17 protein-coding genes, 4 tRNA genes and 1 pseudogene are annotated in these 18,081 nt (G+C 59.3%); 13 read left to right on the forward strand and 9 right to left on the reverse strand.

Going from position 1 to position 18,081, the window contains the following annotated elements:
- Positions 1–70: 70 nt before the first annotated feature.
- Positions 71–1,297 carry an adenylate/guanylate cyclase domain-containing protein gene (locus IB248_RS25505; protein ID WP_018858630.1) on the forward strand — a complete coding sequence of 409 codons (1,227 nt, stop codon included), beginning with the start codon at positions 71–73 and terminating at the stop codon, positions 1,295–1,297.
- A gap of 109 nt (positions 1,298–1,406) precedes the next feature.
- The gene (locus tag IB248_RS25510) at positions 1,407–2,738 is read left to right on the forward strand and encodes an FAD-binding oxidoreductase (protein WP_018858629.1); all 1,332 of its coding nucleotides are present in this window, start codon (positions 1,407–1,409) and stop codon (positions 2,736–2,738) included.
- Between the two features lie 60 nt (positions 2,739–2,798).
- On the opposite strand, the gene IB248_RS25515 is transcribed toward IB248_RS25510, so the two are convergent.
- The 6 genes from IB248_RS25515 to gloA form a co-directional block, all read right to left on the reverse strand.
- Positions 2,799–2,873: transfer RNA gene (locus IB248_RS25515), tRNA-Glu, on the reverse strand.
- Positions 2,874–2,966: 93 nt separating this feature from the next.
- Positions 2,967–3,518, reverse strand: coding sequence for an alpha/beta fold hydrolase (locus tag IB248_RS25520; protein ID WP_192241854.1), 552 nt, complete (start codon positions 3,516–3,518; stop codon positions 2,967–2,969).
- A gap of 162 nt (positions 3,519–3,680) precedes the next feature.
- The gene (locus IB248_RS25525; protein ID WP_026371976.1) at positions 3,681–4,451 is read right to left on the reverse strand and encodes a glucose 1-dehydrogenase; all 771 of its coding nucleotides are present in this window, start codon (positions 4,449–4,451) and stop codon (positions 3,681–3,683) included.
- Positions 4,452–4,717: 266 nt separating this feature from the next.
- Positions 4,718–4,792 (reverse strand) — tRNA-Glu (locus tag IB248_RS25530).
- Positions 4,793–4,989: 197 nt separating this feature from the next.
- The gene (locus IB248_RS25535) at positions 4,990–6,054 is read right to left on the reverse strand and encodes a D-Ala-D-Ala carboxypeptidase family metallohydrolase (RefSeq protein WP_018858626.1); all 1,065 of its coding nucleotides are present in this window, start codon (positions 6,052–6,054) and stop codon (positions 4,990–4,992) included.
- 155 nt (positions 6,055–6,209) lie between these two features.
- A complete protein-coding gene (gene gloA / locus IB248_RS25540) occupies positions 6,210–6,650 on the reverse strand; it encodes a lactoylglutathione lyase (RefSeq protein ID WP_018858625.1) in 441 nt (146 codons plus the stop codon).
- A gap of 205 nt (positions 6,651–6,855) precedes the next feature.
- On the opposite strand from gloA, the gene IB248_RS25545 reads away from it, so the two are divergent.
- Entirely contained in the window at positions 6,856–7,434 is a 579-nt protein-coding gene (locus IB248_RS25545) for a cold-shock protein (RefSeq protein ID WP_018117103.1), read from the forward strand.
- Positions 7,434–7,916: a DUF192 domain-containing protein gene (locus IB248_RS25550; RefSeq protein ID WP_018858624.1), complete on the forward strand. Its 483-nt coding sequence runs from the start codon at positions 7,434–7,436 to the stop codon at positions 7,914–7,916. The genes IB248_RS25545 and IB248_RS25550 overlap by 1 nt, the downstream gene beginning before the upstream one ends.
- 115 nt (positions 7,917–8,031) lie before the next feature.
- Here the strand turns inward: IB248_RS25550 and IB248_RS25555 are convergent, their stop codons facing one another.
- Positions 8,032–8,310 (reverse strand): hypothetical protein, encoded by a 279-nt coding sequence (locus tag IB248_RS25555; RefSeq protein ID WP_169683757.1) that lies wholly within the window; start codon positions 8,308–8,310, stop codon positions 8,032–8,034.
- Positions 8,311–8,745: 435 nt separating this feature from the next.
- On the opposite strand from IB248_RS25555, the gene IB248_RS25560 reads away from it, so the two are divergent.
- The 7 genes from IB248_RS25560 (at position 8,746) to IB248_RS25590 (ending at position 16,667) form a co-directional block, all read left to right on the forward strand.
- Positions 8,746–10,395 carry a hypothetical protein gene (locus IB248_RS25560; RefSeq protein ID WP_192241859.1) on the forward strand — a complete coding sequence of 550 codons (1,650 nt, stop codon included), beginning with the start codon at positions 8,746–8,748 and terminating at the stop codon, positions 10,393–10,395.
- Between the two features lie 157 nt (positions 10,396–10,552).
- Positions 10,553–11,767, forward strand: a complete 1,215-nt coding sequence (locus IB248_RS25565; RefSeq protein WP_192241855.1) for an alpha/beta hydrolase — start codon at positions 10,553–10,555, stop codon at positions 11,765–11,767.
- Positions 11,768–11,780: 13 nt separating this feature from the next.
- Positions 11,781–13,715, forward strand: coding sequence for a mechanosensitive ion channel family protein (locus IB248_RS25570; RefSeq protein ID WP_192241856.1), 1,935 nt, complete (start codon positions 11,781–11,783; stop codon positions 13,713–13,715).
- A 97-nt stretch (positions 13,716–13,812) separates the two neighbouring features.
- Positions 13,813–14,235: a hypothetical protein gene (locus IB248_RS25575; protein WP_018858619.1), complete on the forward strand. Its 423-nt coding sequence runs from the start codon at positions 13,813–13,815 to the stop codon at positions 14,233–14,235.
- Positions 14,236–14,239: 4 nt separating this feature from the next.
- Positions 14,240–14,821 carry an OmpA family protein gene (locus IB248_RS25580; protein WP_018117082.1) on the forward strand — a complete coding sequence of 194 codons (582 nt, stop codon included), beginning with the start codon at positions 14,240–14,242 and terminating at the stop codon, positions 14,819–14,821.
- 237 nt (positions 14,822–15,058) lie between these two features.
- Positions 15,059–16,198 carry a calcium/proton exchanger gene (cax, locus tag IB248_RS25585; protein WP_192241857.1) on the forward strand — a complete coding sequence of 380 codons (1,140 nt, stop codon included), beginning with the start codon at positions 15,059–15,061 and terminating at the stop codon, positions 16,196–16,198.
- Positions 16,199–16,334: 136 nt separating this feature from the next.
- Positions 16,335–16,667: a potassium channel family protein gene (locus IB248_RS25590; RefSeq protein WP_018117080.1), complete on the forward strand. Its 333-nt coding sequence runs from the start codon at positions 16,335–16,337 to the stop codon at positions 16,665–16,667.
- Positions 16,668–16,829: 162 nt separating this feature from the next.
- On the opposite strand, the gene IB248_RS25595 is transcribed toward IB248_RS25590, so the two are convergent.
- Positions 16,830–16,906 (reverse strand) — tRNA-Pro (locus IB248_RS25595).
- Between the two features lie 330 nt (positions 16,907–17,236).
- Between IB248_RS25595 and IB248_RS25600 the strand changes: the two genes are divergently transcribed.
- Complete coding sequence (locus IB248_RS25600) at positions 17,237–17,542, forward strand: ETC complex I subunit (RefSeq protein WP_016554394.1); 306 nt, start codon at positions 17,237–17,239, stop codon at positions 17,540–17,542.
- Between the two features lie 45 nt (positions 17,543–17,587).
- A tRNA-Arg gene (locus tag IB248_RS25605) sits at positions 17,588–17,664 on the forward strand.
- A gap of 282 nt (positions 17,665–17,946) precedes the next feature.
- Here IB248_RS25605 and IB248_RS31945 read toward each other — a convergent pair.
- A pseudogene (locus IB248_RS31945) lies at positions 17,947–18,081 on the reverse strand (integrase); the annotation flags it as partial.

The raw sequence follows: 18,081 nt of genomic DNA on the forward strand, positions 1-18,081 counted from the left end.
CACGCACCATCTAGGGGATGAATGATGTCCTTCCTCAATCGGGACGCGACCGTGTTTGTGGAGTATAACCATGCAATCCGTTTCGGACGTGCCTTTGTCCTTCAACGATCAGAGTGAGGGCGTGTGGCCCTCGCGTCGGCGAAAGATCATCGATTGGCTGGTCACGGAAACGCGTGACGAGCGCTTCATCGACAACATCTTCGTGCAGATGTGCCAGCGGCTCCGGAACGAAGGCGTACCGGTAGCGCGCGCATCGTTGCACTTCAGGACGCTTCATCCGCAATGGCTCGGAGCACGTATCCTGTGGCGCACCGGGTTGGCCGAGGCCAAGATCGATACGTTCGGCTATGGCGTCGAGAGGACACCGCAGTTTCGCAACAGTCCGGTCAACGAGATCTTCAGCGGCGCGATCGAGGTTCGCAAAAACCTCGAGGCTATGAGAGACGGAGACGGCCACCATCAATTTTATGACGAACTGATACGTGATGGGCTTACGGAATATATCGCTTGGCCGATGGAGCACACACTCGGAAAGCGCCACATCGCGACCTTCACCAGCGACCGGCCCGGCGGTTTTTCTGACGAGCACATTGCTTTCCTCCAGGATCTTCTGCCCGCTTTGACACTGGTGACCGAGATCCGCCTCAAGAACATTCTCGCGCGCACGTTGTTGGAGACCTATGTCGGGCCGCATGCCAGCGGACAGATCCTTGCTGGGGCGACAACACGTGGCAGCGGGGCCACCGTCGGTGCGGCGATCCTGATCTGCGATCTGCGCGATTTCACGACGATCTCGGATCAATGGCCGCGCGATGACGTGATCGAGTTGCTGAACGGCTATTTCGACGCGATGTCGGAGCCAATTGAGAAACACGGCGGCGAGATCCTAAAATTCATGGGCGACGGGATGTTGGCGATCTTCCCGCTGACCGATCCGATGGCCTGCAGAAACCTCCTGACGGCGATCAAGGAGGCCGACGCCGCGGTCGCTGCGCTCAACGAGGAGAATGCGCGCGAGGGTCGCGAGGTGCTGCGCTACGGTATCGGCGTGCATGTCGGCGACGTCATGTATGGCAACATCGGCTCGCGCCGCCGGTTGGATTTCACGGTCATTGGGCCTGCGGTCAACGTGGCATCGCGTCTGGAAAGCCTGACGAAAGAGATCAAGCGGCCGGTGCTCTTCTCCAGGGCCTTCGTCGAGATGGCTTCGTGCAAGGAAGGCATGGAAAGCCTCGGCGCGTTCCCTCTGCGTGGTTTGGGCGAGCCAGTTGATGTGTTTGCCTTCAAGCGATCCTGAAGCTGTAAGATATGCAGACGAAGCGCGGGCAGGGTTCCTAAAATCGGGGCGGGGTTGTAGGGCTACACAAGCCAAACGATCTTGAGTCCCTGCCAGGAGACAATCCCTCATGCCCGGTCCCTATGTTGTTCCCGTCCATGGCGACGAGGAGCTTCCGAAAGAGTGCGACGTCGTTGTGATCGGCGGCGGCATTGTCGGTTGCTCCACGGCGCTGGAACTCGCCGAACGCGGCCTGCGCGTGACGCTTTGCGAGAAAGGCGGGATTGGGAAGGAACAATCGAGCCGGAACTGGGGCTGGGTGCGGATCTCGATGCGCGATCCGCGCGAGGTGCCGCTGATGGCAGAGGCGCTGAGAATCTGGGATGGCCTCGACAAGCGCACGGGGCGCGATACGGGTTTCAAGCGCACCGGCATCATCTTCACCTGCGCCAATGATAAGGAGGTGGCGGAGCGCGAGCGTTGGCGCACCAATCTGGACGGCTACCAGATCGAATCCCGCATGCTAACGGCGCAAGAATTCGGTGAAACGGTTCCCGGCTCAAGTGTCGATATGGCGGGAGCGCTCTACACGCCGGCCGATGGGCGGGCGGAGCCGCAGAAGGCGGCACCGGCGATCGCCGAAGCGGCACGCGACAAGGGAGCGACCATTCTCACGGAGTGCGCTGTACGCGGCATCGAGACCTCGGCAGGGGCCGTTAGCGGTGTCGTGACGGAACGCGGCGCGATCGCCTGCAAGGCCGTGGTCCTGGCCGGCGGCGCGTGGTCCAGCCTGTTTGCCGGTCGCTTCGGCATCGATCTGCCGCAACTGAAGGTGCTGAACAGCGTTATGCGCACGAAGCCGCTGGAAGACGGGCCGGCGCAAACGATATGGGCCAAGGATTTCGCTATCCGCAAGCGGCAGGACGGTGGTTACACAGTGGCCTGCGGCCACGACAACATCGTCGATATCGTGCCGGCCTCGTTCCGCCATGCTGCTGCGTTTCTGCCGGCCTTGCGGGCAGAGTGGAAGTCGCTTTCCTTCCGCCTCGCTGGCCGCTTCTTTGACGAGCTGCGCATTCCGCGGCGCTGGTCAATGGATGACGCAAGTCCGTTCGAGTATCACCGTGTTCTCGATCCGGTGCCCTCGAAGAAGTTGACGCTGGATGCACTCGACAGTCTGAAGAAGGCGTTTCCGGTTTTCGCAAAGGCGGAAATCGCACAGCGTTGGGGCGGCTACATCGATGTCACGCCGGATGCCGTGCCCGTCATCTCGGCGGTCGATTCCATTCCCGGCTTTCATATCGCGACCGGATTCTCCGGCCACGGTTTCGGCATTGGACCGGCAGCGGGACGGCTGATGGCTGATATCGTCACGGGCCGGGCGCCCGTCGTCGACCCGAAAGCGTTCCGGCTCTCGCGCTTCAGCGACGGCTCGAAGGTAGAACTGATCAGCGGCTTCTGATTTCGTGTATGAATGGAACTCGCGCCAATGCGCCATTCGGCAATCTGGAATCGAGTGGTTTGGTACGCCCTAGGGGAATCGAACCCCTCTTTACAGAATGAGAATCTGTTGTCCTAACCGATAGACGAAGGGCGCATCTGACAAGAAAATAGGAACGGCATGGCTGTTCGGCAAGACGTTCAGCTTGCTGGAAAAGAGAACCGGCGCGCGCTTCGGCGTGCTGACAGCTTAGCCGGCTGAAAGTATGTCTCGTGCAACGTCGCTCATATCGTTGTTGAGCTGGTGATCCCTGCGGTCGAGTGTGCGGACGACGGCGTGCGGAATCGCCTTCGCACAGAGATGAACATGGGCAGTGGGTACCACGTCGTCGGCGGCGCCATGATAGAGATAGATGGGAAGGCCGGGCGGGAGACCCTCTGGGACGTCCTTGCAGTCGCCGATGCCGTCGCTCGGCCATCCGCCTTCGCCGATGAAGGGCGCAGCGATGACGAATAGCCCTCCGAACCTCGGTTTCGGCTGCTGTTCGGCAAGCACATGGATCAAAATGGTGCCGCCGACCGAGTGAGCGACGAGAATTGCCCCGTCGTCCAGCGAAGCGAGTTCTCTCGTTAACGCAGGCTCCCACGCTGCGTAGCTTGGATCGTCCTCATTGGGCATTCGGGGATAGCGGACGGTATAGCTTTCGCCGAGTTCGCGCTCGAGGCTGGTCACGAGCTTGCTGTCCCAGCAATCGTAGACGCCTTCGCCGGCTCCTTGTACGAAGAGGACCTGCCTAGCCATCCGGCAACTCTATTCGGCGGGGCAGGCCGAAGCAAGGCTGGTCCATACTCAGCATGAGTAGCGATACCAACGCGTCGTCGAATCCAGGCTGAAATTCAAAGAAACCGACACGCCCCACGGAAAATCGTCGTTCTCGTCTGCATAGCATTGTGCACCTCGGCATCAGGCGACTGACCATCCGCCGTCTACGAGCAGGTTCGCGCCCGTGACTAGGCTCGCAGCTGGTGACGCAAGGAAGACGACGGCACCCACCACATCATCGGTTTCACCGATCCGGCCGAGCGGAATGTGAGCAAGCGTCGCTTTGTAATTGTCGGCGTCGGATAGAAAAGGTGCCGTACCATCCGTGTGGATGAACGTCGGCGATACGGTATTCACGGTGACATTATAGCGTGCCCATTCGGCTGCAAGACAGCGCGTGAGGTGATTGATTGCCGCCTTGCTCATGCAATAGATTGCCTCGCCGCGCAGTGCCACGGTGCCGGCCTGTGAGCTGATGTTGATGATCCGGCCGCTGTTGCGCTTGATCATCTGACGGCCCACCGCCTGCGTCATCAGAAACGTGCCCTTGATGTTGACATCAAGTATTTCGTCAAGGTCTTTCTCCTCAACGAGTTCTGCAAGATTGCCCGGAGCCACGCCGACGTTGTTGACGAGTACGTCGATCCGACCGAACTTCGTAAGCGCCGCGTCGACGGCTTGTGCGATATGGACCCTGTTGGGAATGTCCAGTTCGACAGGGAGGACCTTTCGTCCCATGCCCTCGAGTTCGGCGACCAGGCCTGCCGACGCCGCGACATCGCGGATCCCCAAGACAATATCGGAGCCGCCTGCGGCACAGGCAAGCGCGCAAGCCCGACCGATGCCACGGCTCGCTCCCGTCACGAAAGTCACCTTGCCCGCAAGGCTGAAGTCCGGCGCGTTCTTCTGCATAATCATCCCTCCCTCGATGAAGCTCATTTATGGCAGCGTCGACGCTCGGATGCCAGATGTTCTGCGCACGCTGAGGAGGCCGACTGGAGGAAGCAGGCGTGTCGCCGAGTCGCGAGTCAAGGCGAGGGCGCTACAGGCTCAAGGGCTACGCGTCGTCGGTTGACCGACCGGATTTCATTCCAGATTCACTAGCATTTGACGCGACGCACAACAATGTTACGAGGATATCGTGTAAACGTCAAAAGCCAAATGATTTCAATGACCGATGGCACGCCCTAGGGGAGTCGAACCCCTCTTCCCAGAATGAAAATCTGGTGTCCTAACCGATAGACGAAGGGCGCTTCCTTCGTGGTGGCGCCCTTATAGTCAGGCACTTTGAATCCCGCAAGCAGCAAATTGGATTTTTTTCAAAATAATGACAGGATTCTTTTGCGGCAGCGAAATGGCGTTTATTGCAGCCGAATCAAAACGCTATGGATCGATGTTCCCAATCCTTCACACGAGCTTTCGTAACGCTAATGGCAGCGAAGCGTGAGCGTCACAGAGCGCGAGCAAGGGGCGATGCAGCCGTCCCACCACCGCAGCCCCAGTTCCAGTCGCGGCTTTTTCCGGTATCGAGATGTACGGAGTTCGTGTGGCAGTAGGTACCGACACCGCCGCGATCAGGCAGCGAGCGGATATAGCTTGCGATATCCCATTTCGACACGCCGTCGATCTGAATATCGGCCGCGTCGCATGTCTTGTGCATGGATTCTTCGGCGCCGCCGACCATGCGATTATGGTCCGGGTCGCGATATCCCGACGTGACGACGAGCGGCTTGCCAAAGTGCGTTTCGACCGCCCTGATCACATTCAACAAGTTCGGCTTGAAGCAGCCGACCTCTACCTTGTCGTTTTGAAGATGCAGGCCGTTGGGCGCAATTCGCGTCATGCCGGGCAGTGAGGCTTTCTGCAGTAGCCCGGAGAGACTGCCGAGCAGGTTTTGCCTCGGCGCGCTATAGAGCGCATTCATCGTCTGGCCTGCCAGTGCTCCGGTCGAGAGCGAGGCACTCTGAACCGGCTCGCCGCGTATGGCCGTGTTCTGTGAGGACTGCTGCGGCAACAGGGGTTGAGTCTGCTGCGTTTGCTGGGGCTGATCGACAGGAAGCTGGCTGCTGTAGACGCTCGAGCGCATGGGGCTGACACCAGCCGGCGTGTAGGCGTTGCCCGTGACGGGCTGCACCTGGGTCGATGTCGGGTTGTTCTGCGGCAGCGTGTGTGCCGAGAAGATGCTCATCGCCTGCGCGTTGATCCCAGTTGATTGCATTGCGAGACCGCCGATATTGGCGGGAGCCGAAGCGGTCGATCCTACTGCCATCGACTGCGCGGCCGGAACCTGTGCCGGCTGCTGACCCGATACATTCGCCACCATAGGGTCGCGATAGCCGGGTTGGGCGGTGGGCGAGGCGGTGGCCTGTTGAACGGCCGCAGTCGATTCGACTGGGGAAACGACAGCGGCAGCGTCGGCGGCCTTCTTGTTTGACACGCAGCCGCTGAGCACCAGCGCTGACGTGGCGATGAGAAGGGCAGGTCCGAAAGGTATCCGCTTTTCAACAGCGAGCACGCGAGCATTCTCCAGAGGACGGCGAGTGCTGCGCCAAAACGCATCGTTCGCCTCGAGTCGGCTGGAGAGTGCCCGCGCCACTGGCCTGCGGCAAGCGCGATGCGGACACGCAGGTCCGAAATCGCCAAAGCCGCAAGCCTCGCAAAAGCCTCGACTTACCAGGCGCCGGTATTGCCCATCGAAGCCCAGGGCTCGGCTGTCGGGAGGCTGCCGCCCTTCTGCAGAATCTCGATCGAGATCCCGTCCGGGGAGCGCACGAAGGCCATGTGACCGTCGCGCGGCGGACGATTGATGGTGATGCCGTTGTCCATCAGCTTCTGGCAGGTGGCATAGATATCGTCGACCTCATAGGCGAGGTGACCGAAATTGCGGCCGCCCGTGTAGTCCTCGGTATCCCAATTGTAGGTCAGTTCCAGGCAGGGCGCGCCCTTGGCACTGGCCTCGGTTTTGTCGCCGGGCGCTGCAAGGAAAACGAGCGTGAAGCGGCCCTTCTCGTTCTCCGTGCGCCTAATTTCCTCGAGTCCGAAGAGCTTGGTGTAAAAATGCAGGGAGGCGTCCAGATCTTTCACGCGAACCATGGTGTGGAGATAACGCATTCTATTTCCTCTCTAATGCGGGGTCTTGGATTCTGTCGGAATCTTATGTGGCGGAACACCAGCTTCGGGCAAGATAGCGGGGTATGATTGGCAACTGCGAATAATCGAAAAGTAGGACTTGCGCTAATCCGTTACCAACATGTTAATCTTGATGTGAAGAATCAGTTAACCGTAACAGTGTGACGCGTATTGAGGGACTGGCGATATGGCTGACAGAATTTCGTCAAAGGAATTCAGCGACCTCGATCAACTCGCGGGGGAAGCGGTCGATCTCATTGAAATCACTGGCGTCGTCAAGTGGTTTGACGTGGCCAAGGGCTTCGGTTTCATCGTTCCCGACAACGGTATGCAGGATGTTCTTCTTCATGTGACCTGCCTGCGTCGCGACGGCTACCAGACAATTCTCGAGGGTACGCGGATCGTTGCGCTCATCCAACGGCGCGAACGCGGTTACCAGGCGTTCAAAATCCTTTCCATGGACCAGTCGACGGCTGTACACCCTTCGATGCTGCCGCCGGTCCGCACGCATGTGCAGGTGACGGCGACGAGCGGGCTCGAGCGTGCGCTGGTCAAGTGGTTCAATCGCACGAAGGGCTTCGGCTTCCTGACGCGGGGCGAGGGGACGGAGGATATTTTCGTCCACATGGAAACGCTGCGTCGGTTTGGTCTCACGGAATTGCGTCCGGGGCAGGTGGTGCTCGTCCGTTACGGCGATGGCGACAAGGGGCTGATGGCCGCTGAGATCCATCCCGATGTGCCGAGCCCGGTGAGCCGCGCGCACTGATGCGTATGTCTGCAGCTCACTGGATCAGAAGCGCCATCGCGGCGCTTTTTTTCATTCTCGCCGTGCCGGCCCTTTCCCAACAGCCGATAACCTTCGACAAGGAACCGCTGATTATCCAGACGGCGTCCGGCAAGCGGCTGAATTTCATCGTTGAGATAGCCGACACCAACGAGCAACGCCAGCGCGGGCTGATGTATCGCAAGGACATGGCCGAAGACGCCGGCATGATCTTCGATTTCGGCGTTTCGCGGCGGGTGCAGATGTGGATGGAGAACACCATCCTGCCGCTCGACATGCTGTTCGTCGACTCGACGGGCACGATCCGCAACATCAAGCAGAACGCGGTGCCGTACTCCGAGGACATCATCGATTCGATGACGGAGGTGAAGTACGTGATCGAACTCAATGCCGGTGTAACGGCCAAGCTCGGCATCAAGCCTGGCGACAAGGTGATGAGCGCCACGACGACCAAGAAAAAGTAGGCGTTCGCGCCACGCGGTGACACGGGGCTGCTTGAGGCAGCGCCGAATTTCTCCCGAAAAGCGGGAATGCAGCGGGTGTCTTGTTCCTCGACAGGCCCGGCGTGAGAAGGGCGGTTTAGCGACGTGCGCCGAACACCTCGCGCATGACGTCGCCCTCCAACTCCACACAAAGTTCCTCATATTCATCGACCAGGGTGAGCTCGGCGCTGGCCTCCTTGCGGAACCGTTCGAGTGCGAGGCACGCCTCCTCGTAGGCACCCAGCACTTCATCAAGCAACGGTCGCCCATTGGCGGCTAACCGCACAGCCTCGCGCTGGGATGCCGGTAACCTTAACAACATGCGCGCCAGACCGCATCTTGCAGCCTCGCCTAGACGATTGAATGACTTGCCCATTCGCGCCACCGTCCCCTCCTGGTGCACAAACGACAGCAGTGATTGCGTATTGGTCGCTGGGAGACACGCTATCACGGTTCTCCAGATGAGCGGCGTAGAATACGGTAGAATACCTCGGTACCAACGGCGACATATGTGATGTTGGCTGCGATTGAGCCCACCCGGAGCCAACGCATGTGGTCCTCACTCGCCAAGGGAAAGTGTTGCCCGAACGATTGTGAACCCGGTATTGCCACAACGTATAGGTCATGTTTATCTGCTAGCAACATACGCATTGGGTTGTGCTTAGTCAGCATCGAGGGGAATTCGATGGCAAGTGCAAGGTCAGGCGACGTGGCCCCTGTAGCGCCATCTGCCGAGGAAGTGCAAGACCAGCTGGAGCGCATCCTCGGAAGCGAGAGTGTTCACCTCCCTGAGCGAGCCCGGCGGTTCCTGGTGTATGTCGTGACGGAGACGCTCGCCGGTCGATCCCACTACCTCAAGGCCTACACGATCGCGGAGGTCGTTTTCGGAAGGCAGAATTTCGATGCTCAGGGCGATCCCGCGGTGCGGATCGAGGCTGGGCGCATCCGGCGGGAGCTGGAGCGCTATTATTTGATGGCTGGCGGCAGCGAGCCGGTTGTCATCACGATTCCCAAGGGCCGATATGTTCCCATATTCCAAGCTTCGTCGCATTGCCGTGGCGACACAGCGGACGCGGCGATGGCACCGCCTTCTCCAGTCTCTGTCGAGCCTTCATCAAGTGAGGTTGTCGCAGCACCGGCGGCTTCCAGATCCGCTGGAAAACGCTGGCTGATAGCTGGCGCGGCAATGGCGGCCGCGATTGCTGCAGGGGCCATTTTCCTTGGCATAAAGCCGGCCTCCAAGGAGGTTGCTTCCATCAACAGCCAACCGACGATAGCCGTGGATCGCTTCGAGGATATTGCGGGTGGCAGCAGATTTTCGGGAATTTCGGGCGGCGTGACCGATGAAATCATGTCGAAGCTCGTGAAGTTCAAGGACATTCTGGTCGTCGATGCGTCCGGTAATGATCAGGACGCTGTGAGCGGCCTCCAGAATGCTCGATACGCCCTCCAGGGAAGTGTTCGACAAGATGGCGATCGTGTTCGATCCACGGCGCGCCTGGTGCGTCGTTCCGACGGCGCCGTCATCTGGGCCAACCACTACGATTCCGATCTTCGAATACAGAGCGTGTTTGAAGTCGAGACCGCTCTCGCAGAGGAGATCGCGACCGCCGTCGCCCAACCCTTTGGCGTGGTATTTCAGACCGACATAGCCCCGGATGGGGCGGGTGGATGGGACGCATATGATTGCAGCCTGTCCTATTATAACTATCGCAGAAGCATGACGGCGGAAGCGCTTCAGACAGCACAGGAATGTCTCAGGTCCGTGACAGAGAAGTTTCCGAGCGACGCCACGTCTCTTGCTTTCTTGTCGCTGACTTACCTCGATCAGGTACGCTTCCCCTACAAGCTTGGAACCAAACCGTCGCCAAAGATATTGGAGACGGCATCGGAGCTGGCGAAAAAGTCGGCTGTAATTGATCCGCAGAACCCGCGCGTCCTGCAGGCGCTGATGCTGACCAGCTTCTTTCGCAATGACGTTGACGCCGCCCTCGAGGCGGGTGCCGCGGCCTATCAGTTGAATCCCAACGACACCGAGGTGGCCGGCGAATACGGCTTACGTCTCTCCATGGCGGGCAAGTGGGATACGGGCTGCGATCTCGTTTCCAAGGCAGTCAGCAGGAACGCAGGTCCGCAAGGTTACTACGAAGTCGGGATGGCGTTGTGCGCCTTCATGAGAGGCGACCTTCAGGCAGCAGAACTGTGGTCGCGAATGTCTGATCTAAACTACAATCCGATGCACCGCATGGTTCTGGCATCCATCCTTGGCGCGTCCGGAAAGATCGAGCAGGCGAAAAGGGAACTCGATTGGCTTGACACGAAGGCCCCTGCGCTGATGCCGGTGGTAAAGCGCGAGATTTCGATGCGCTTGGCGCGTCCGCAAGACCAAGAGCGCGTCCTCGCCGGGCTGCGCGCTGCCGGTGCCGCGGTCGATCAGGTTCAGCCGGCAGTGACCAACTAACCGTTGCCGTCATCCTCTCGCTGGCGTGGCAATTTCGTACCACGGCGGCGTCCGTCCCGACAGATACTACGCGATGCTACAGGCCTCGCCGCACGCCACCTGCTAGCCTCCAGGCTTGAGATCGCCCATCCCCCTGGGCAATAGCTGGAATGCAGACATGGTGAAACGCAGTATCCCTCTTCTTCTCTTTTTTCTGACGAGTTGCGGACATCCGGACGGTGTCATGACGCCGGTTCCGCTGTCGGCTTCCGCTCCACCAACGTCCAAGGTTGCGATGCTGGTTGCGACCACACGCGAGCCGTCTGGGGACCCGGCGACGCTATTCAATGGGGAGCGCAGTTCCAAGCCGCACCTGACGCAAATCACAGTCTCGATTCCGCCGAAGCGCGAGCCGGGCACGGTACAGTGGCCGAAGCGTCTCCCACCTGATCCGGCAACCGATTTCGCTGTGACGAATGCTCAGCAGATAGACACCATCGCGCAAGGGCGCGAATGGTTCGCGCAGCATGTGAACGGCGGACATGCGCTAGTGTTCATTCACGGCTTCAACAACACCTACGAGGATTCCGTCTTCCGGCTGGCGCAGATCGTGCACGATAGCAGGATGGAGGCGACGCCGGTACTGTTCACATGGCCGTCGCGAGCCGAAATCACCGCCTACCAGTATGACAAGGAAAGCACGAATTATTCACGCACGGGACTGGAGCAGGCCCTTCGCACGCTCGCTGCCGATCCCAATGTCAAGGATATCACCATCATGGCACATTCGATGGGGACCTGGCTGGCGATGGAATCGCTGCGGCAGATGGGGATACGCGACGGCCGTGTGGATCCGAAAATTCACAATGTGATCCTCGCTTCCCCCGATATCGATATCCAAGTCTTTGCCAAGCAGTTCGCCGAAATGGGCGAGCCACGTCCGAAGTTCACGATCTTCGTGTCCCAGGATGATAAGGCTCTCGCGGTTTCGAGCTTCATTACGGGGCGGGTCTCCCGTCTCGGCGCCATCAATCCTGCGGAAGAGCCCTATCGGTCGAAGCTCGAAAAAGCGGGCATCGCCGCGATCGATTTGACGAAAGTAAAGACCGAGGACGGGCTCAATCACGGCAAGTTTGCCGAAAGTCCGGAAATCGTCCAACTTATCGGCCAGCGACTCATGACGGGCCAGACACTTACGGATTCGAATGTCACGCTCGGCCAAGGCATTACAGCCGTGGTCGGCGGCACGGTGACGAACATCGGTACGGTTGCGGCTACAGCCGTCGCGGTTCCGGCGACAATCATCGAGCAGCCGCTTGCTGAGAGAAGAAAGCCACGGCCGGCCGACGATACGCTTGGCGGCGACCTGAAGCCGCAGACGCTGACGCAATAGGGGGAAAACCAGCATGAAATGGATTCTGTCTCTCATCGCCGGACTTCTCTTCGCATTCAATGCCGTGGCGCAAGCTCCCGCGGCCGCACCACAGCAGAAGATCGACGAACTCGTGCGCCTTCTTCAGGACCCGGAGGTGCAGGCCTGGCTGAACAGTCGCAAGGAGGTCGGTGCACCTCAGAGCCCCGCTTCATCCGCAGGCGCCTCCGATTTGGTCAGCTGGGAGTCTGCGGCGCGGACGCGCGTTCACGAAATCATCACGGCCATACCGGCGATCCCAGCGGAAGTGGCGGCCGCCGCTGCCAGAACACGGCATGACGCCGTAAGCCGAGGCTATGCGCCCGTATTCGTCATATTCGGCGGACTGGTCGCTCTCGGTCTCCTCGTCGAGGGGCTGTACCGCAGGCTAGCCAAGCCCCGCGAAACGCTCCTTGGCCGACTGGCCCCAGTCGGAATCTTCGCGGGGGCAATGGCGATCGTGTTCTTTGCCGTGGAATGGCCGCCTCTCGCCCGTATCACCTTGCTTGCCTATCTCACGGCATTCGTCGCGTTTCGGCTGGCGGTCGCATTTTTGTCCGCCGCCGGTATCACGCCGTTCTTGCGCACACGGTTGATGATCCTATTCGGGCTTGTCTGCTTTGCCGTTGCCACGGCGGCAATCGGAGAACCTTTGGGCGTTCCGCCGCTGGTTAGGGATGCAATCAGCTACTGCTTGTCGGTCGTTGGGCTATTTGTCGCGATCGAGATGGTGTGGGCTACGTCGCAGCGATCTCGGCCGTGGAAAGCGGCTGTGGTTGCCTTCCTCGTCGCGCTGTGGATCATCTGGTGCCTCGACATGAGAGGCCTTTTCTGGATCGGCGTCTATGTCCTCGTACTACCGGCGATGCTCAACGCCGTTGGCCGCGTGGCAGGGTCTTTCGTAAGCGATCCCGGTAGCCTTCGTGGTGTCTTGATCGTCCGTGGCGCACGCGCGGCGGTGATCTTCCTCGCCGTCGGGTGGCTGGCACTTGTTTGGCGTCTCAATCCGGACACATTGGGTCAGCGCGATCCTGTTGTCGCTGCCCTTTTCTACGGGGGCCTGAAGAGTGTTTTGATCCTCGTGGTTGCTGATTTTCTTTGGCAACTGGCCAGAGGCTGGATCGATAGAACGTTGCGGGTGGCGACCGACGCAACATCCCTTGCGCCCGCTGATGCCGCCAAACGGGCACGGTTCCGCACGCTTCTTCCGATCTTTCGCAATGCATTGGCTGTTGTTGTCGCGGTCATGGCGGCGTTGGTCGTGCTGGCCCAGATGGGCGTACAGATCGGGCCATTGATCGCGGGAGCCGGCATCTTCGGCGTTGCCATCGGTTTCGGTTCGCAGACCCTCGTCAAGGACGTCATCAGCGGTGTGTTCTACATGCTGGATGATGCCTTCCGGGTTGGGGAATACATCCAGGCCAAGGATTACAAAGGAACCGTGGAGGGCTTCAGCCTGCGATCGGTACGCCTTCGTCATCATCGCGGTCCGGTCTTCACCGTGCCATTCGGCGAACTCGGAGCCGTCCAGAACATGAGCCGCGACTGGGTGATCGACAAGTTCAGGATCACGGTCGGCTTCAACACCGATATCGACAAGGCACGCAAGCTGACCAAAAAGGTCGGAGCGGAGCTGAAGGATGACCCGGAACTCGGGCCGCTCTTTATCGAGCCCTTGAAGATGAAGGGTGTCGAGGAGTTCGCCGACTACGGAATCGTATTGAGCTTCGCCATGACCACGGTTCCCGGCATGCAGACCTACATACGCCGCAAGGCCTACGCCAAGATTCGCGAGTTGTTCCTGGCAAACGGGATCACGTTCGCCCAACCGACGGTGCAGGTCGGAGGTGACGACAAGGAGGGTGGCGCGGTGGCTGCCGCGCAGGCGATCCGGGCGCACGAAGCAGGTACTGCCGCGCCGCCGAAGTGAGTGCTCTGCGGTGTGCGCTACCGTAATATACGTCCCCAATCATAGCGCTTCGTGAGAACATTCACCGCCTAGATCGTCGAGGCAGGGAGAGGGCGACATGTTCAAACGCGGAATTCTTACGGCGGCGCTCACGTTGGCGACGCTGACATTTGCCGGGAATGCGCCGGCGCAGACGCTGAGCTATGCGGATGCGGTCACGAAGCTCGCCGCCGACTGCGGCACGGACATCCAGAAACTGTGCAAGGGACTGAACCTCGGCAGCGGACGGATCGCCGACTGCCTGCAGCAGAACGCGGCAAAAGTGTCGCCCACTTGCAAAGGCTCGCTGACATCAGTGTTCCAATCGATAACCCAGCGAGAACACGCGCAGACCGCCTACGAGCGGGTCTGCCAGCGGGACATGTCCAAAAGTTGCTCAGGCATCAAGGGTGACGGCTTCGTGCTGGCTTGTCTGGTGAAAAAGGAAAAGCGCGTCAGCAAGGAATGCAATCAGGTCATCACCGATGCAGGTTGGAGGTAAACCGATGAAACGTCTTATTTCCAAAGCCATTCTCGTTCTGGCCACGGGGGTATTGTTTTCCGGCTTTGCGTCGGCGCAGGAGGTCTCCCAGGAGCGCATCGTCAAGGGACTCGGTAAACTCAGGGCGGCGGCTCCTGCGATCGACCTCGAGATATTGCGACAGGAGGCTATCAACGGCGGTAACCAGCCGATGTCTGCGCTTCCGAACTGGAAGCGGATAGGGAAACTGCCGCAGATGGTGGTCGAGATCGATTTCGAGAACGACTCTGTCGCCATCCAGCCGAATTCCTATCGCACCCTCGGGCTGATCGCCGACGCGTTGCATCATCCGAACCTGTGGGACTACAAGTTCCTCGTGGTCGGTCATGCCAGCGCGACCGGGGACGAAAAACATAACCTCGATCTCAGCGAACAGCGTGCTGCTGCAATCAAAGAAGCACTATCGACGACGTTTGCCGTCGATCCGGCGCGCCTTTACGCGGTCGGTGTCGGGGAACACTTACCGATCGAAGGCACTGACGTGAAAGGGTCGAACAACAGACGTGTTCAACTTATCAACCTCGGTGTCTTCAAGATTAAGTCCTGATCGGAAAGAGGCCGCGGCGTCGAAACGATGCCGCGCGCCAGCAGTTGATGGGCCGCCCCCTGGGAGTGTGGAGGCTCGGATGAACGCCCCGAGACTAACGCTGTTGGGAAACGCCTGCTTTGCTGGCGGTCTTTGCAGACGCTCGATTCGGCTGCCGATCGCGATCCTCTCGGATGAGTACTCCTACCGAGAATGCATCGCCTGCAAACGAGACTATCTTATGATGGGAGAAACGACATGAGCAGCTCCGACGGACGATCTTCTCCATCTGCTGGCATCGGAAGAAGTGTTCTTCAAGAACTGCGACACACGCCCGTTCTCTGGCTGATCGTGCTGGTGCCGATCGTCATCGTCCTGGAGCACCTGGTTCCGGACAGTCATACGCTGCTCTTTTTCATATCGGTCCTTGCAATCATTCCTCTGGCGACGCTCCTTAGCCGTGCAACCGAGGCGGTTGCGGCGAGAACGGGCGACGCGGTCGGCGGCCTGCTAAATGCTACGCTCGGAAATCTGACCGAGCTGGTGATATCGCTTTCGGCCCTGCGGACGGGACAATATCTGCTGGTCAAGGCATCGCTGGCCGGCGCAATCGTTACAAACACCCTGTTCATGCTGGGCGGCGCATTTCTACTCGGCGGGTTGAAGCATCACCTGCAGGAGTTCAATCGCGTCAATGCTCGCTTCCAGGCCTGCCTGCTTTTCCTGGCAACCATTGCCGTTCTGGTGCCGTCGATCATCAGTGAAGTCGATCAGCCGCCACCGCTCGCCATCTCTCACAACGTGAGCCTCGGGTTGTCGGTCATCCTCATCGCCGTCTACGCCTTGGGCATGTTGTTCTCCTTGCGAACACATAAGGAGCTTTTCGCCAGTGCCGGTCACGCGGACGAAGAGCAGGCTACCTGGCCGCTTGGCCTCAGCATCGCCATTCTCGTCGGCGTAACCGTGCTGGTCGCATTGGTCAGTGAAATTTTCGTCGGGTCGGTTCAGGTTGCGGCTGAACATCTGGGAATGACACCGGCGTTCGTCGGCTTCATCGTGGTCGCCCTTGTTGGTGCGGCCGCGGAGATGACCACCGCGTTTTCGGCAGCTCGGGCGGATCGCCTTGATCTCAGCGTTGGGATCGCGCTCGGCAGCGCCGCCCAGATCGCGCTTTTCGTTGCCCCGCTGCTGGTCATTGTCAGCTACGTCATCGGACCGGAACCAATGACGCTGCAGTTCTGGCCCGGGGCAGTTACAATGATGATCGTCGCCACCGTGGCCGCTACGCTTCTGTCGAACGGTGGTCGAGGCGCCTGGTACGCAGGAGTGATGGCACTTGCCCTCTACGCGATCTTCGCCTTCACCTTGTTTGTCTTGCCTCCAGCTGGACCGACGTGATCGAAAGGCTACTTCTAGGCGCGCCGCGCGATAGCTCTGCAGCGACGCCAAAGCAAACTCAATCAGGCACCTTGGAAGCGCAAGGAAAGCGGCGCCGATGACGCGAGGCACAGAGAGCAAGTTTAAATCGAGGAGGATGAGAAGGCGGTTCTTCGCCTCTCTCTTCCAGCAACTTCGAATATTGTGGCCGATCTTCTCCGGTGTTCTCGTTGTCATCGTCGGGTCAGGCGCACTTGTCGGATGGATCGAAGGATGGCAGCTCGGCGACACCCTGTACTTCACCTTTGTTACGGGATTGACGATCGGCTACGGCGACCTCGTACCAAAGCAGACAATCGCGCGGGTGCTGGCTCTGGTGATCGGCCTATGCGGGATTGTCCTTACGGGTCTTATTGCCGCAGCCAGCGTGCAGGCTCTCCGTGGCGCTGATCCGGATCGCTCAAATTCTGACAATGCCGATCAGGACTAGGTGAAGTGCCTCGCCGAACCGGCCATTCAGAACTGGAAATCTTAGACTTATGATTCCTGGGACAACACGGAGGCCCCACTACGGCATCGAAGTTTTCGGAAGCGTCGATCGGAGGATGTCCTGCGAAAGTCCGACAAGTCTTGATGTGGAGGGGAAGGGTAGTGGTCGGAGTGGAGAGATTCGAACTCCCGACCCTCTGGTCCCAAACCAGATGCGCTACCAGACTGCGCTACACTCCGTGCCGACGAGGGAGGCCAATACACGGTTCGCCCCGCGCCCGCAATATCTAAATCGCCTATCCCCAACCTTGGTGTGAGCATTCTTTTCCTCAAGCTTGCGGTGTGAAGCGATCGATATGAGCATGACAATCGATGATCGCGGGAGGAAGGCGCCTGTTGGAAACGGTTGAACAGCGCTGCGACTGGTACGGCTTTTTTCTTGAAAAGAAAGGGATTCGCCGCTAAGCAAAATTCATCTCTTCGTGCGATGGTTTGCGTCAAGAGTAGCTGCCTTGTGGGGCAGAATGAAGTTTCAAGTGCGAAAGCCGCTAAATCGGAGGCCCTGCAGCAATGTCTGCCAAGATCTACCGTCCAGCCAAGACCGCGATGCAGTCCGGCAAGGCAAAGACACATATTTGGGTTCTTGAGTTTGATCAGGAGACGCCGCGCACCATCGATCCGATCATGGGCTATACGTCTTCCTCGGATATGCGCCAGCAGCTGAAGCTGACCTTCGAAACGCAGGAACTCGCTGAGGCTTACGCGAAGCGTAACGGCATCGAGTACCGGGTTATTGCCCCGAAGGATCCGCAGCGCCAGATCGTGGCTTATCCTGACAATTTCCGCTATACGCGGACGCAACCCTGGACGCATTGATCCGCGTTCATCCGCAGATTTGACCGGGTGCGAATTCGGTCATGCGGCCCCTTAGCTCAGCTGGATAGAGCACCTGCCTTCTAAGCAGGTTGTCGCAGGTTCGATTCCTGCAGGGGTCGCCACTCTTTCTCGGTCCGTTCTGGACACATAGGTTACGTTTTATTCCTGAGACATAGGTAACACTTTTGGACCGAAAGGGTTCGGCAAAGGTTCAAGCCTGCATGTCTCATCATCGAAGTATCCCAGATCGTAGTCCATAAAGCTTGTCAGCCAGATATTGTCTTCGACCTGTTTGATGCCGACGGCCTGACCGGCGAAGACCAGACTGAGATTGATATTCTTCCGCTTGTAGCAGATGCGTCCGCATGTTGTGACGGTGACTGTCTGGTCGTGGAACGGGTAGTCGAGATCGGGTAGGCGCGCGGTGACGCGTCGTAGCGCTCTGCCGGGTAGGCCATGTTGAGCGCCTGGTGGGGCCGCTCGCTGTTGAACTCCTCGACGAAGTCGTCGAAGCGGGCTTGCTGCTGCAGGAAATTGTC

Source organism: Rhizobium sp. RHZ01 (assembly GCF_014851595.1).
Classification (GTDB): Bacteria; Pseudomonadota; Alphaproteobacteria; order Rhizobiales; family Rhizobiaceae; genus Rhizobium; species Rhizobium altiplani.